The sequence below is a fragment of the bacterium genome, assembly GCA_035370465.1.
Lineage (GTDB): Bacteria > Ratteibacteria > UBA8468 > B48-G9 > JAFGKM01 > JAGGVW01.
In genome coordinates, this window is record DAOOVW010000019.1 from 15,071 (window position 1) to 29,985 (window position 14,915).

Here is a 14,915-nt window from a genome sequence, read left to right on the forward strand (position 1 = left end):
CTATCACCAAATATTCTTATATTTCTAAAAGGATTGAAGAATGTTTTTGTAAAGAGATATTCTTTAATTTAGTTCTTTTCCCTGTCCAGAATTCTATACCTTCTTCTGGTATATCCATATTCTTACTTATTTCTGCAAAATCCATAATTTCATCTTCCCAGTTAAAAATACCAATTATTTTTTCTTTTTTATTCATCCATATACGAGGTGGTTTGTTGTAGAAAAGGTCTATCGGAATTGCAGAATTATTAAGTGGGTAAATTATTTTTTCAAGAATTTTAATTCCATTTTTGTTTAATCTATAAATAGAATCGCTTAAAAATATTGAGCCACCAGAAAGATATATAAGAGAAAGGTATGTTTTAAGTTCGGTAAGATTACACTCATCTCCACTAAGCCAGTAATCATTTTCAGAAATAAATTTTCTTTTTACATAAATTCTATTTAAATGCTTATCATCTGTTGTTTCATTACATCTTATTATTGCAAAATCAGGGTCGTTTATCCATAATTTTTTATTCATCCAGTATTGAGAAGATATTTGTATGGCATTTCTCTTAATATGTCCCCAAAAATTATGTATATCTTCTGTAATTCTTGTACTATCTGCCAGTCCAATTACACTTTCTAAAGGAGCACCACAGGCAAGAAGATGACTTTCTTCTCCTATTGCCTGTCTTATTGTTTTAATTCCTTCCCTGATTGCTCCTATTTTTCCTTTTGTATTATCTTTAAAACATGATGGAATATTTAATGGCTGATTTAGAAAATCTATTTTGAAAAATGAAAACCCAGATTCTTTCATTTTTCTAAATGTTTCAAATAGAAATTTATGAACTTCTGGTAAAGTTAAATCAAAAATAACCATGGGTCCATAAAGTTTAACTATATATGAAGGGACAAATAATTCCTGTCTATATCTTGCAAGTGTTGTATATATGCTGGATAAAAACGGTGCAGTCCATATTCCAGGAATAAAACCATATTTTTTTATCTCGTCTGCTATCTCTTTTAAATCTGATGGGAATTTACGGTTAGGTATCCAATTTCCCCACTCTTCTTCCCATCCATTATCTATTACTATATATTTAACTTTATCCTTTAAGGCAGAATTTTTTATTGCCTTCATTTCTTTTTTTAAATCATCCATTGTAATTGCACAACTATAATAATCCCAGGAATTCCACCCAATTGGTATTTCTGCCTCTTTCTTCCCGAATTTGCTTAAATATGTCCCATAATTTTCAATTAAATCAAATGGATTATTATTTTGTCCATAGATAATACTTATTTCTTCTATCTTTATATATCTATTCATATCCAGAATAATTTTAAATTCATAATTATCATCAATCCTGAAAATACAAACATCTTCTGGAAGTGATGCAAGGCCAAAAATAATAGAGTTTTTTTCATTTACAATTAAAATGCAAATATGTGAATCAACTGGTAAATTTTTTTTATCTAATTTGAATAGACCACCGGGCAAAGATAAATCAAAAGGTAATACCATTACTTTTGATTCTTTATTTAAAAATTTATTTTCTTTTTCTTCTTTAACTTTTAGAACTATTTTTTTGACAAATCTATCTTTTGCTTTTATTTTAAAATTCATCTTTCTAAATGGGCCTTCGTTTTTAAAGTTAAATGATAAACAATAATTTTTATCAGAGGAATAATAAATATTATTTTCTATTTTAAAATTCTTAAATATCCTTTTTTCTTTTTCTTCTTCAATTGTAATTTCTTCTATTATAAAATTTGTTTTCTCTTCCATTTTCCTCCATTATAAAATACTTTTGAAATTTTTAGTTAATTATTTATCTAATTTCTCTTCTTACCTGTTATATTTTAAGTAATAAAAGAGAAATTTTGTAATTTATGATAATATATTTTTACATTTTATAAAAGCATTACAATTTTTAAGAAATGCCGAGAACTTGAAATAATAAGGAAAAAGAAGTAAAATTGTCTAATATTAAGGATGTTTTTCTTGTCTTCAAAAAAGAATAAAGGATATATAAAAATGGAAAGAATTGTTTTTGGTCCTGTTCCATCAAGACGATTAGGTCAGAGTTTGGGAATTAACAATATTCCTCCGAAAATTTGCAGTTATTCATGTGTTTATTGTCAGGTTGGAAAAACAAAGAATTTTTCAATTGAAAGGGAAAATTTTTATAAAGTTAAAGAAATTGTTGAAAATGTAGAAAAGAGATTAAATGAAATAAGAAAAAGAGGAGAGAAGGTTGATTACCTTTCTTTTGTTCCTGATGGAGAACCAACACTTGATGTAAATTTAGGAGAAGAAATTTCTCAACTAAAAAAGTTCAAAATAAAAATTGCAGTTATAACAAATTCTTCCTTGTTATGGAAAGATGATGTAAGAAAGGATATTGGAAAAGCAGATTGGGTAAGCTGTAAAATTGATGCTGTAAGTGAAAATATCTGGGAAAAAGTTAATAGACCAATTACTGGACTTGATGTGAAAGTGATAAAAAAAGGAATAGTTCTATTTTCAAATGAATATAATGGTAAATTGGTAACAGAAACAATGCTTGTAAAAGGAATAAATGATAGCAAAGAAGAGATAGAAAAAATAAGTGAATTTTTAAAGAAAGTAAAACCTGATATTTGCTATATTTCAGTTCCTACAAGACCTCCCGCTGAAAAATGGGTTGGTGTTCCAGAAGCAGAAAATATAAACATTGCATATCAAATTTTCAAAAAGAAGGACTTAAATGTTGAGATTTTAACAGGAATTGGTGGCAATACATTTGGCTTTACAGGAAAAATTAAAGAAGATATTTTAGGAACAACATCTGTTCATCCTATGACAGAACAACAAATTGAAAAACTTTTAGAAAAGTCAGGTGAAAAATGGGAAGTTGTTGAAAATCTTTTAAAAGAAGGTTTTTTGAGAGAAGTTGAATTTGATGGGAGAAAGTATTTTTTAAGAAATTTTCAAAAGGAATAAAAATAAGCGAAAATATCCAGGTGTTCTCTTCCCGAAACTTTTAAATATTATCATTGAGAATTTGATGGAAAGTGGGGAAGAATTTTAGTTGGGCATTCTTTCTTTATCTTCTCAAAATATCCAATATAATACTCTGCACATTTAGGTGACTCAATTATTACTGATGTTTCATTATTTTTTTCAAGAGCAGAATATGACCAGTTAGTACTTCCAATTATTACATATTTTTCATCAATTATTAGAAGTTTAGAATGAGTTTTTATTTCAGGGGAATCTAAATGTACAGTAATACCATTTTTTGCTAATATACTACCTGTTTTTAAATTTTCTGTTTTTAAATGTTCATCATATTTTGAGTCAGATTGTTCTAAAATAATTTCAATTTTTATGTTTTCTTTTTTCTTATTAATAAGTGCATTTATAATTTGATTTGATGGACTTTCAGGATATTCTGGATAATAACTTGCTAAATACATAATTATATAAATTGATTTTTTAGCATTTTTTATTTTATCAAGAACAGAAGGAAAATATTCTCTATTATTAATAGGAGTGATTTTAGTTTCAAATATTTCATTCCCTTGAATTGAATAAATAGGAAAGGAGAAAAACAAAGTTATAAAAAAGATAAAAGTTGCTATAAATTTTTTCACCATTTTATATAACCGCGGGGGTTAAATTTACGCGGTTAGAATAATTTTTACAACTATATTATATATTATTTACCGCAAGTCATCAAAAGGGAAAAAAGGGTGGAGGTTTTGCGGTCTACTTTCCTCCAGACCAAGTATGGAGGACTGTCTTGTTATGGGGTCAGGTAGAGGAATAAAATTGGGAAGAAAAACAATTTCTATAATTAAACAAAATTTAACTTTTTCATTAGGATTTAATTTTTTTATGTTTATTTTTGCAAGTTTGGCAATTATAAATATGATAGGGGGTGCTTTATTTCATCAAGTTAGTTCTTTAACTGTTATCTTAAATTCAATGAGATTATTGGTAATTTCTTCTGAAAAATAAAGTCATAAAATTTTTTTAGTCATTATTTCCTATTTCTTCTTTAATCCACTTTAAATATTCTTTGCTTCCTTTATGAATTTTAAAAGAAATTATTTCCGGGATTTTATAAGGATGATTTTCTTTTATAATTTTTTCTATTTTTTTATACATTTCCTCCTTTGTTTTTATAAATAAAAGAATTTCTTTTCCTTTCTCAATTTTCCCTTCCCACCAGTAATAACTTTCAATATTTTCAATTATCTGAATACATACTGCAACTCTCTTTTTAAGCAGAATATTAGCAAGTAATTTAGCATCTTTTTTCCTCTCAAAAGTTGTTATAATTTGTATAAAATTATTTTTTCCCATTTTTAACTCAAATTTTTTATTATTTCTTTATAATTCCTGAAATAAATTTTATAATAACAAAAATTATAAAAATCCATATTAAAACAATTATAGTTCCAGCAGTCCATCTTAATTTTTTGCTTATATCCTCAGAAATTGCCCTTTCTTTACATTCTTTCCAGACATATTCAGGTATCATTTTTATTGAAAAGTACACTCCTATTGAAAGGATAACTATATCATCAAGATATCCAACAACAGGTATAAATTCAGGAATTAAATCCAATGGACTTAAAATATATCCTACAATACAAACAATAAAAAGTTTTGCATATAATGGAACTCTTGGGTCTCTATATGCAAGATAAAGAGCATGAGTATCTCTTTTTAAAATTTCTGTCTTCCCTTTCAAAAAAGAAGTTATTTTCATTTTTTATTTAATTATAAAAGTTCTAAAATTTTTTTTGTTCTTCAATACCATATTTGACTTTAATTTACTCAGGAATTAAATATTTATCTCTTGAAACAATCTCTGAAAAAAGTTCTTTGCCAGAAGAAAAAACAGTTCTGGTAGTTGTAGTAAGTAAAAATTGTTCCTGTTTTATTGTTTTTGCAACATATACTTTTATCTCACGGACTTTTGGTTTTGTTCCCAATATTGTTATTTTTAAACTATTTCCTTCTACTTCAGATTTTATCATAAGATTGCAGGTATAAGGGTTATAAAATTTCAGGTCAATTCCTTCGTCAATTGAAACTGTTGCATCAAGACCGGGTGGAATATATGAAACTAATTTTGAGTGTGGTTTTCTTTCAAATATGGAAAGACCAGCATAAAGAACAGCAGCATAAAGAGTTGATGAAACCTGACATAATCCACCTCCAAGTCCTAAAACTCTCTTGTCACCAATAAGAGTAGATGCTGTTCCAAGTTCACCATCAGAAATTTTCTCTGTAATTTCATTATTAAATGAAAATATAACCCTGGGAAAAAGAATTTTTCCATCAAGATATTTTGCACCTGTTTCTATATTATTTCCTCTTTCATCAATGTTTTGTTGAAAATAAGTTGTGTAAGAAGACCATTTATATTTGAACTGGTCAGCCATACAAATAGAATTCAAAAAAATTAAAATAAAAACTATTTTTATATAATTTTTTATCATTTTTCCTTAATTATTAAATTATTTCCCTGAGAATGTCCCCAGATTTCTGGTAAATACATCAATTGTGCTTTTGTTGGAAGAATATTATATGAACCGGGAGTTTCTGCTCTTAAATAATAAACAATTGTTTTTTCTTTTGCTCCCCAGGAAGTTGTGAAAAAAACAATTTTTTCATCTCTTATTTCTCTTCTGCAATACCACCAATTATCTTCTGATAACTCATTAACAACTTCACATCCTGATGGAATTGGGTCTTCTATCATTACATATTCATATTTTTCTCCACCCGAAATTTTTATTTCAACACGGATTTTTTCACCACTTTTAACTTCTCTATTGATATCATCATAAACATAGATTCTATTCCCTTCTTTATCAATTGTTTCTCTTGATTTTATTTCAGTATATCTTCGTAATATCTTAAATCCGCCATCAAAAGGTGGAATAGAGATATCTTTTACAGAAAATTTAATTACATTAGAATAATAAAGATTACCCTGTCCTTTTTTCTCTATCTCTATTGAATTTATTTTTCCTATGCTCAGATTTTCTGTATTTATATCAATAGTTGTCATAAACTTCTTAATACTTTCTCTATCAATTTTTTCTTCTGCAATATTTTTTTTATTGACTGAAAGAATGAAAGTATAATCAGGTGATAACTCATCTGTAATCATAAGATAATTGGTGAAAGCAAAAAGACATATAGCAGTATCTTTCGTTGACATCCAGAGTCCTCCCTGCTTTTTCATAACAAGATACCTTATAATAAAAGGAATTTCTTCTCTTTTAGGATTTATTGCCAGTATTGCACATAATCCCCATGCAGTTGCTTCAATATTATTATGAATCCAGGAATAATTTCCGTCTTCAACTGCCCAGTAATTAAGATATGTAGTAGGCTTTACAAGTTTGGTGCATAGTTCATCAAGTAAAGTATTTGCTCTTGTGTCTCCTCTTTCCTTTAAAATAAGGCATAATTGAGCAATGGTATAGGAATTTAGTTTATCTCTGTTATTATAAATTTCTTCAACAACTGGTAAGCTGTTTTCACCAGTATATGTTAGAACATAAAGTATAAATTCTTTCTGATTGTAGTCATTTACAGTATTAAGCATATTTTTCAAGCATTCTTTTCCTCTTTGGTATCTATCCTCATTTACAATATATCCTGATTTTTTGGCATGAGTTAATCCAAATATCACATATCCAGTTATATATGGATTGCTTATATCGTTTTGCCACCACCCCCATCCTCCATCTTCATTCTGGTAGTTATAAAGTTTAATCAATCCATCACTTACTTTTTTAGGCAATTCTTTTAACATTTGTTCAAATTTTATTCTATCAGATGCAAGAAAATAAAGGTCATATGATTTAATTTTTGTAAGTGTATCTGCAACCTGAATAGCAGGGAGAAAACCATTGAGTGTTTGTTCAATACATCCATATGGATATTTTGAAAGTGCTTCAAGAGAAGTGAACATACCAGAAACAAGAGAGGGATAAATATAAGACCTTATGTCAATTGAAGAAGGAATTGTTCCAATGGGTAAATAAAATGTATCAACTCTAACATCATCACACTGACCTGCAAATACATATCTTTCATCTGTACCATATAAAAAAACAGGTATTTTAAGTTCCATACCATCAGAAAATTCAGATGATTTTGCATAGAGTGTAATTATTACCTGTTTAACTGAATTTACTTTCACTTTCCAGTCAACTCTTGCGGATTTACCAGATGGTAATTCAATTATTTTTTCTGTTTCGTCAAGAATATCAAGTCCTTCTGCATGTATTTTTGTATAAATTTTTTGTTGACTTCCAGTATAATTATGTATAACTCCTGAAATTAAAAGTCGGTCATTTTCAACAAAAAATCTTGGTGTTATCAAATTTGCCATAAGTGGTTTTGCAGTTGTAATATTATTTTTTCCTGTACCAACTTTTGTATCATCAGTAACAGAACGAATTGTAGTTCTCCATGTTGTAAGGTTATCTGGAAGTTCAACTTCAATTTTTCCTATACCATTTTCATCTGTTAATGCAAGAGGTAACCAGAAGGCAGTATCTTTAAAGTTTTTTCTTATATCCTGCTGTGCAAAGTCCTTTCCAGCACCGCCATAATACCATCTGTAAAAAGAATATCCAGTTATAACATTATTTCCTTTCAAACCATAAAAAAAGTCCTCTATTTCTGGTACAAGTTCGTTTGAAATTGAATAAATCGCTTCATCAACCACTCCCATTGAAAATTCAGCAGAAACAGGATTTCCTGTATTATCTTTTATTTTAATCAGATATTTTGCTTTTTCTCCTGGTTGGTATTTTGGTTTATCAGAAGTTATTTCAACATTAAGAAATTTATCATCACAGGATACAACGAGAGATTTGCTTGAATACAGAAAACTTTTGTTCCTTACAGCGCAGATTGTAATGTAAATATTTGGAATGAATTCATATTTAATTGGAAGTTCTAACAAAACAGAATTTCCATTCATTTTAATTACTCTATTTTCAAAAATTTCATAGCCCTCAATTGTATAAAGAATTGTTAAATCACTATAAGAGGAGTTTATAAGAATTTTTGCAGTTTCTCCTGGCTTATATTTTTTCTTATCAGATACAATTTCAAGTTCTTTTTTACCATACCATTGAGAATAATAATCTCTGCCAGTTATCCAAACATATTTTGTTGCAGAGATGATATTATTATATTCATCAATTCCCTGAACAATAATTTTTATGTACCCTGTTATACCTGGTTTTATATTGAAAGTTGTTTTCGCATTGTTAAGAATAACATTTTTTGAAATAATATTATTATAACTCCATCTTCTTTTGTTCTTATCATACTTTTCCTGACTGACTATTAGTTTTAATTGTTTTTTCCCTTTGAATTCTCGCCCATCATAATATTTTATTGAAAGGTAAACAGGAATTTCTTCTTCAGGAGAATAAATATATTTTGATGTTGTTATTGCTATTTCAAAACTTCCAGGAACAATTACTATTTTTGTACTTTGTATTATTTCTCTTCTGCTTTCATCTGTCATCCTAACCTCAATCGTAAATATTTGTTTTATTTCATATGAAAGTTGTGTTGGAATTTCAATTAAGGAAATACCATTTTCATCTGTTGTCCCTTTCCCAGAACAAACAAGTCCACCTTTCCACCATCCTCCATATTCTTCACCATATTCATAATCATCATTATCATTTTCCCATATTTGTCTTGAATATATAGCCCATAACACATCTGTATTTTTTACAGGTGTTCCAAAGTAATATTTTGCTGTAATAAGAACTTTAATTTTTTCACCTGGAAGATAAACATTTTTATCTGTCTTGATATCAATAGAAAATTCTGGCTTCCTATATTCTAAAACCTTAAAATTACAATAACCACTTAATTCATTTTTCCCAATAGTCATAAATTCAATTTTGTATGTTCCAAGTGGAGGTTCTTCTGGCAGGGTGTATGAACCATAAATAGAATTAGTTGTTCCTGGAATAATTTGTGTTTCATAAACAACTGTTTCATCAGGTAATTTTACTTTAATCTCACATGAAGAAAATTCTGCTACAGAATATTTATCTCCCATATCAATCCTTGGAATTGCTTTAAAATTAACTACCTGCCCTGGTCTATAAACAGGTCTATCAGTATAAGCATAGACTGTTTTGTTCTCATAAGTCCCGCCATATATTGAATTACAGGTGTCTGAAAATGCAAAAGAATTTCCTTTGACAGCAATAAACTTATTAAAACTTTCGAAATTACACTGACCATTACTATCTGTTGTTGTAGTTGCTTTTAAATTCCATAAATTATCAAATAAAAATATTTGAATATCAGGGAGAATATCACCTTTTGTGAGAGAGAATAATGTAATATTCGTTTTTTTATTGGATATTTTTGAGATGAATCCAATGTCAGAGACAAAAAACCATCCTTTTATTTCTGCAAATCCTTCTGGTTTTAATGCAAAAACATATGCCCCTTCAGGAAATTGGTCCAATAAAAAATTTCTGTCATAAAGTTCAGTTAATGGAGTAGGATATGTAATTTCAAACTTTTTACTTAGAACAGGACTCTTCCCTGATAAATCAGAAGACATCAGGATTTCATTTATGGAAATGTCTCTTAATTTTGTCTTATTTATTTCATTAAGCAGGTCAATTTCATATACATCAATTGTGGCACTTTTTATTCTAAATGCATTAAAGTACACTTTAACTTTTTCTTCTGGAGTAAATAACCATTCTTTTGAGGCAAGATGAAAATATTTTGCTCTAATTTTCATCTGTATTTTCCCTGCATCAACAGTTTCTTTTGGTTTTAAATCAAACTTCTTTTCAATTCTTATGTCTTCATATCCCTGTCTATATGCATATAAACTATAATATCCTGGTTTCAACCCATCAATATAGAAATAACCGTTTTTATTTGTTTTTGTTGAACAAAAAGAAGTACCTGAACAAGAAATATCCACATTATCTATTGGCTTTTCTGTTTCAGAATCAACAATAATTCCTTTTATACTTCCTGCATAAGGAAGGGAAAAATTTATTCCACCTGCTTCTTTCCCTTCTTCAACAACAGTATTTTTATGTTCTTTAACAAAACCGTCTGCTTGAACATAGATATATTTTGTTCCAGGATTTAATCCATCAAGTTTATAAAATCCCTTGCTATTTGTCAGTGTATAAATATCCTTGGATATAAATACCTTTGCTCCTGAAATTGGTTTTCCTTCCTGGTCATATACAAACCCGCTTATTGCTCCTGGAATACTCATTATGATTTCGTATTTTACAACTCCAAATTTTGCTTGATTTACCTCAATTTTTCCAAGTGTACTATCGCAAAATCCTTTTTTTTGAACAACAATTTTGTAATAGCCGGTCTCAAGATTATCAATTTTGAATTTTCCATTACTATCTGAAATAACTGTTTTCAATGGAGTTTTACCTGTTTGAGGAATATTGAAGATAGAGACATTGGCGCTACTAATTGCTTTTTTTTCTTTTGTCTGTATAATTCCTGTAATTGTGTCACAAAAGCAGGGAAAGGAAAAAACAAAAATAAAAAAATAAAAAAATTTTTTCATTTTTCACCTTCTATAAAAACTTTTGCTTTGAACTTAAAAATTGTAATTCCTTGTTCATCATTAATACCTGCATTTCTTAAACACATTTTTAGTGCATATTCACCTGTTTTTGCTTCTTTTGGAAGAACAAGACCCTGTTTGCCAGATTTTTTAACAATAAGTCCTTCATTTTCAGGATTATAAAAAGAGATAGAAGATATTTCAACAGGAATTTCAGGAATTGTTATCTGTATCTTTATGTCTTTTAATTCCTGTAAATCAACAGGTCTATACCTATAATCCTCAGTAGCAGCAATAATTGAAAATTTTATAAGGTCTCCAGCAAGTGTTCCCGTTTCTGTTTTAAAACTACCAGAACAACCTCTAGTTTGATTCCCTTTTTTGAGAGAAACAAAAACTGGAATTGGTTTATTAAAAATTTCTGGGAGATTTTCAGGAATTATTTCGCTATACCCTGTTATATAATTTTCAATTGTCTTTCTACAGATGAATATCGCTTTTTCTTCAAAAACTGATGGAAAAAAAATATTTACTGCTAAACAAAGAACTAAAAAATTCCTGGAAATCTTTGAGTAATAATTCAGTAATTTTCTTTTTATCTTATTATACATGGGAAAAATATTTAAATTTTTTAAAACAAAGATTATAGTTAAATTTTCAAATAATTTTTTCAAATTGTCAAATAAAGTGTAATTTGAGAGAAAGGAAAATACTTTTTATCTAATTTTTTGTTTTGGGAATTGTTTTTCCTGATAAATAGTAAAGTCCTTTCTCTCTATGATATTTTTCATTTCTTCACAATTACAATTATTTTCTGGTATTTTTTTGTCTGGAATTTGTCTATTTTATAAGGGCTCTAATTGACTTGACAAACTCAATATATTGTGGTACATTATAAATAAAGGTACAATATATAGAAAAATGAAATGTCCATATTGCAGTTTCCTTAAAGACAAAGTTATTGATACAAGAGAAATAAATAACGGGTTGCAGGTAAGAAGAAGAAGAGAATGTTTAAATTGTAGAAAAAGATTTACTACATATGAAGAGATAGAAATGAAACCAATTATAGTTATTAAAAAAGATGGAAGGAGAGAAAAATTTAACAGGGATAAAATTTTTTCTGGAATACAGAGAGCATGTGAAAAAAGACCCATCAGTACAGAAGAAATTGAAAAAGTAATTATTGAAATAGAACAGGAATTGAGACAGAAAGGCGAAAGAGAAATACCATCTAAGGAAATAGGTAAAATTGTTATTAAGAAGTTAAAAAAATTAGATAAAATTGCATATATAAGGTTTGCTTCTGTTTATAGGGACTTCCAGGATGTTTCACAATTTAAAAAGGAAATAGATAAAATTATATAGAGGAGGGAAAATGTTTGAGAAAATAAAGAAAAGAAATGGTGAAATTGTAAATTTTGATGCTTCAAAGATAACAAATGCAATTTTAAAGGCAGGACAGGCAACAGGTGAATTTGGATTTGATATTGCAAAAAAATTAACCTTAAGAGTCCTTGATATCGCAATTAATACAATAGGTGAAAAAATACCAAATGTTGAAGAAATCCAGGATATTGTTGAAGAAGTTCTAATTTCTTCTCCGTATAAAAAAACAGCAAAAGCATACATAATTTACAGGGAACAGCATGCCAAAATAAGAGAAATTACAACTAAAGCAAGTTTAGACCTTGTTGACCAGTATTTAACTAAAATTGACTGGCGAGTAAATGAGAATAGTAATATGAGTTTTTCTCTTCAAGGGCTAAATAATTATATTTCATCTGAAATTACAAAAACATACTGGTTAAATAATATTTATCCTCCTGAAATAAGAAATGCCTATATAAACGGTGATTTTCATATTCATGATTTAGGATGTCTTTCTGTTTATTGTGTTGGATGGGATTTACAGGATCTTTTGACTGTTGGTTTTAAGGGTGCAGCAGGAAAAGTTGAAAGTAATCCAGCAAAACATTTCAGGTCGGCATTAGGTCAGATAGTTAATTTTTTCTATACACTTCAAGGAGAAGCAGCAGGCGCTCAGGCACTATCCAATTTTGATACTTTGCTTGCTCCTTTTGTAAAAAATGATGAACTTCGCTATAAAGATGTAAAACAGGCAATTCAGGAATTTTTATTTAATGTAAATGTCCCAACAAGAACTGGATTTCAAACACCTTTTGTAAATTTGACATTTGACCTGGTAGTCCCTGAAATATACAAAAATCAGCCAGTAATTATAGGGGGAGAATTTAAAAATCAAACATATTCTGAATTTCAGGAAGAAATGGATATGATAAACCGTGCTTTTCTTGAAGTAATGCTTGAAGGAGATGCTAAAGGAAGGCCTTTTACTTTTCCAATACCAACTTATAATATAACAAAAGATTTCGACTGGGATAACTCAAATATTAAACTCCTGTGGGAAATAACAGGGAAATATGGTATCCCCTATTTTTCTAATTTTATAAATTCTGATATGAGCCCGGATGATGTTCGTTCAATGTGTTGTCGGTTGAGATTGGATAAAAAAGAATTGAGGAAAAGAGGGGGAGGACTTTTTGGTGCTAATCCTCAAACAGGCAGTATTGGGGTTGTAACGATTGATTTACCTCGTATTGGATATTTATCTAAAACAAAAGAAGAATTTAAGCAGCGATTGGAAAGGTTAATGGAACTTGCAAGAGAAAGTTTAGAAATCAAAAGAAAAGTTCTTGAGAAATTTACAGATGAAGGCCTCTATCCATATTCAAAATTTTATTTAAGAAGTGTAAAAGAAAGAACAAAAAAATACTGGACCAATCATTTTTCAACAATAGGTATAATTGGAATGAATGAAGCATGTCTTAATCTTTTTGGGAAAGATATAGGAACACAAGAGGGAAGAGATTTTGCTATTGAGATTATGAATTTTATTAGAGAAAAACTTATTAAATTCCAGGAAGAAACAGGAAATTTATATAATTTAGAAGCAACTCCCGCAGAAGGGACTTCTTATCGTCTGGCTAAAATAGATAAAACAAAATATCCAGATATAATAGTGGCAAATGAAGAAAGTTATAAAAAAGGAGCAGAACCATTTTATACAAACTCTACCCAACTTCCAGTAAATTATACAGATGATATTTTCCTGGCATTTGAATTACAGGATGCACTTCAAACATTATATACAGGAGGAACAGTTTTTCATATTTTTATTGGAGAAAAAATACATTCTGCCAATGGGATAAAAAGTTTAGTAAAAACAATATGTGAGAATTTTCATCTTCCATATTTTACAATTACACCAACTTTTTCAATATGTCCAAACGATGGATATATTTCTGGTGAGCATTTTGAATGTCCAAGATGTAAGTCAGAATGTGAGGTCTATTCAAGAGTAGTTGGTTATTTAAGGCCTATAAGTCAGTGGAATAAAGGAAAACAGGAAGAATTTAAAATAAGAAAAACATTTTCTGTAAAATGAAAATAGGTGGATTACAAAAACTTTCGTTGATTGAGTATGATGGGATTTTATCCTGTGTTGTTTTTACTATTGGTTGTAATTTTAGATGTCCCTATTGTCATAATCCAGAATTGGTTTTACCTGAAAAGTTTCCAGTAGAAATCCCTCTTGAAGATTTCTTTCAGTTCCTTAAACAAAGACAAAAATATCTAAAAGGGGTGTGTATAACAGGAGGAGAACCAACAATTCAGACAGACCTTCCTGTTTTTATAAAAGAAATTAAAGAACTTGGGTTTTCTGTAAAACTTGACACAAATGGCTCAAATCCAGAAATGTTAGAGGACCTGATAGGAAAGGGAAATATTGATTATATTGCATTAGATGTAAAAGGACCATTAGAAAAATATAATGAAATTGTAAAAGTTGAAGTTGATACAGAAAAAATTTTAAAAAGTATTTATCTAATAAAAAATTCAGCAATTCCTTATGAATTTAGAACAACAGTTGTAAAATCACAACTTTCTTTTGATGATTTTAAAAAAATTGGGAAAACAATTTCAGGATGTAAGAACTATTATCTCCAGAAATTCATTCCTTCAAAATGTGTTGACCCTTCTTTTATAAATGAACCAACTTATTCTGATGATGAACTTGAGAAAATAAAAGAAATAATGCTAAATTATGTAGAAAATTGTTATATAAGATAATTTCATGAATAAATTTTGATTAATTTTTTAAATCTTCTTTGCAAGAATATTTTATAAGGGTATAATGTCTGAAAAAACTATATACCTTTTTATACAACGGAGGGAGAATGGGGAAATTAGCAATAAATGGGGGAAAGAAAGTTGTTGATAAAG

Annotated in this window: 12 protein-coding genes; 5 read left to right on the top strand and 7 right to left on the bottom strand. The window is 28.5% G+C overall.

Annotation, left to right across the window (positions count from 1 at the left end; translation table 11 throughout):
• Positions 1-16: 16 nt before the first annotated feature.
• Positions 17-1,777 (bottom strand): alpha-galactosidase, encoded by a 1,761-nt coding sequence (locus PLW95_04040; GenBank protein HOV21833.1) that lies wholly within the window; start codon positions 1,775-1,777, stop codon positions 17-19.
• A 249-nt stretch (positions 1,778-2,026) separates the two neighbouring features.
• Between PLW95_04040 and PLW95_04045 the strand changes: the two genes are divergently transcribed.
• Positions 2,027-2,974: a radical SAM protein gene (locus PLW95_04045; GenBank protein HOV21834.1), complete on the top strand. Its 948-nt coding sequence runs from the start codon at positions 2,027-2,029 to the stop codon at positions 2,972-2,974.
• Positions 2,975-3,024: 50 nt separating this feature from the next.
• On the opposite strand, the gene PLW95_04050 is transcribed toward PLW95_04045, so the two are convergent.
• A complete protein-coding gene (locus PLW95_04050) occupies positions 3,025-3,630 on the bottom strand; it encodes a phospholipase D-like domain-containing protein (protein HOV21835.1) in 606 nt (201 codons plus the stop codon).
• Between the two features lie 151 nt (positions 3,631-3,781).
• On the opposite strand from PLW95_04050, the gene PLW95_04055 reads away from it, so the two are divergent.
• Positions 3,782-3,994: a hypothetical protein gene (locus PLW95_04055; GenBank protein HOV21836.1), complete on the top strand. Its 213-nt coding sequence runs from the start codon at positions 3,782-3,784 to the stop codon at positions 3,992-3,994.
• Positions 3,995-4,009: 15 nt separating this feature from the next.
• On the opposite strand, the gene cutA is transcribed toward PLW95_04055, so the two are convergent.
• The 5 genes from cutA to PLW95_04080 all read right to left on the bottom strand — a co-directional run bounded on the left by cutA (position 4,010) and on the right by PLW95_04080 (position 11,218).
• Complete coding sequence (gene cutA / locus PLW95_04060) at positions 4,010-4,342, bottom strand: divalent-cation tolerance protein CutA (GenBank protein ID HOV21837.1); 333 nt, start codon at positions 4,340-4,342, stop codon at positions 4,010-4,012.
• 19 nt (positions 4,343-4,361) lie between these two features.
• Positions 4,362-4,751: a YkvA family protein gene (locus tag PLW95_04065; GenBank protein HOV21838.1), complete on the bottom strand. Its 390-nt coding sequence runs from the start codon at positions 4,749-4,751 to the stop codon at positions 4,362-4,364.
• A gap of 64 nt (positions 4,752-4,815) precedes the next feature.
• Positions 4,816-5,487: a VanW family protein gene (locus tag PLW95_04070; GenBank protein HOV21839.1), complete on the bottom strand. Its 672-nt coding sequence runs from the start codon at positions 5,485-5,487 to the stop codon at positions 4,816-4,818.
• On the bottom strand, positions 5,484-10,607 hold the full coding sequence (locus PLW95_04075; protein ID HOV21840.1) for a carboxypeptidase regulatory-like domain-containing protein: 5,124 nt from the start codon (positions 10,605-10,607) through the stop codon (positions 5,484-5,486). Before PLW95_04075 ends, PLW95_04070 begins: the two co-directional genes overlap by 4 nt.
• On the bottom strand, positions 10,604-11,218 hold the full coding sequence (locus PLW95_04080; GenBank protein HOV21841.1) for an AMMECR1 family protein: 615 nt from the start codon (positions 11,216-11,218) through the stop codon (positions 10,604-10,606). Before PLW95_04080 ends, PLW95_04075 begins: the two co-directional genes overlap by 4 nt.
• A 310-nt stretch (positions 11,219-11,528) precedes the next feature.
• Here PLW95_04080 and nrdR point away from each other — a divergent pair, with 310 nt between their 5' ends.
• From nrdR to PLW95_04095, 3 genes are read left to right on the top strand one after another with little or no spacing between them, the layout of a single operon-like run.
• Complete coding sequence (nrdR, locus tag PLW95_04085) at positions 11,529-11,975, top strand: transcriptional regulator NrdR (GenBank protein HOV21842.1); 447 nt, start codon at positions 11,529-11,531, stop codon at positions 11,973-11,975.
• A gap of 10 nt (positions 11,976-11,985) precedes the next feature.
• On the top strand, positions 11,986-14,076 hold the full coding sequence (locus PLW95_04090) for a ribonucleoside triphosphate reductase (protein HOV21843.1): 2,091 nt from the start codon (positions 11,986-11,988) through the stop codon (positions 14,074-14,076).
• On the top strand, positions 14,073-14,762 hold the full coding sequence (locus PLW95_04095) for an anaerobic ribonucleoside-triphosphate reductase activating protein (protein ID HOV21844.1): 690 nt from the start codon (positions 14,073-14,075) through the stop codon (positions 14,760-14,762). The genes PLW95_04090 and PLW95_04095 overlap by 4 nt, the downstream gene beginning before the upstream one ends.
• The last annotated feature ends 153 nt before the right edge of the window (positions 14,763-14,915 follow it).

Coding starts and splice junctions, on each gene's coding strand:
- PLW95_04040 (HOV21833.1), bottom strand. CDS start 1,777: ATGGAAGAGAAAACAAATTTTATAATAGAAGAAATTACAATTGAAGAA.
- PLW95_04045 (HOV21834.1), top strand. CDS start 2,027: ATGGAAAGAATTGTTTTTGGTCCTGTTCCATCAAGACGATTAGGTCAG.
- PLW95_04050 (HOV21835.1), bottom strand. CDS start 3,630: ATGGTGAAAAAATTTATAGCAACTTTTATCTTTTTTATAACTTTGTTT.
- PLW95_04055 (HOV21836.1), top strand. CDS start 3,782: ATGGGGTCAGGTAGAGGAATAAAATTGGGAAGAAAAACAATTTCTATA.
- cutA (HOV21837.1), bottom strand. CDS start 4,342: ATGGGAAAAAATAATTTTATACAAATTATAACAACTTTTGAGAGGAAA.
- PLW95_04065 (HOV21838.1), bottom strand. CDS start 4,751: ATGAAAATAACTTCTTTTTTGAAAGGGAAGACAGAAATTTTAAAAAGA.
- PLW95_04070 (HOV21839.1), bottom strand. CDS start 5,487: ATGATAAAAAATTATATAAAAATAGTTTTTATTTTAATTTTTTTGAAT.
- PLW95_04075 (HOV21840.1), bottom strand. CDS start 10,607: ATGAAAAAATTTTTTTATTTTTTTATTTTTGTTTTTTCCTTTCCCTGC.
- PLW95_04080 (HOV21841.1), bottom strand. CDS start 11,218: ATGTATAATAAGATAAAAAGAAAATTACTGAATTATTACTCAAAGATT.
- nrdR (HOV21842.1), top strand. CDS start 11,529: ATGAAATGTCCATATTGCAGTTTCCTTAAAGACAAAGTTATTGATACA.
- PLW95_04090 (HOV21843.1), top strand. CDS start 11,986: ATGTTTGAGAAAATAAAGAAAAGAAATGGTGAAATTGTAAATTTTGAT.
- PLW95_04095 (HOV21844.1), top strand. CDS start 14,073: ATGAAAATAGGTGGATTACAAAAACTTTCGTTGATTGAGTATGATGGG.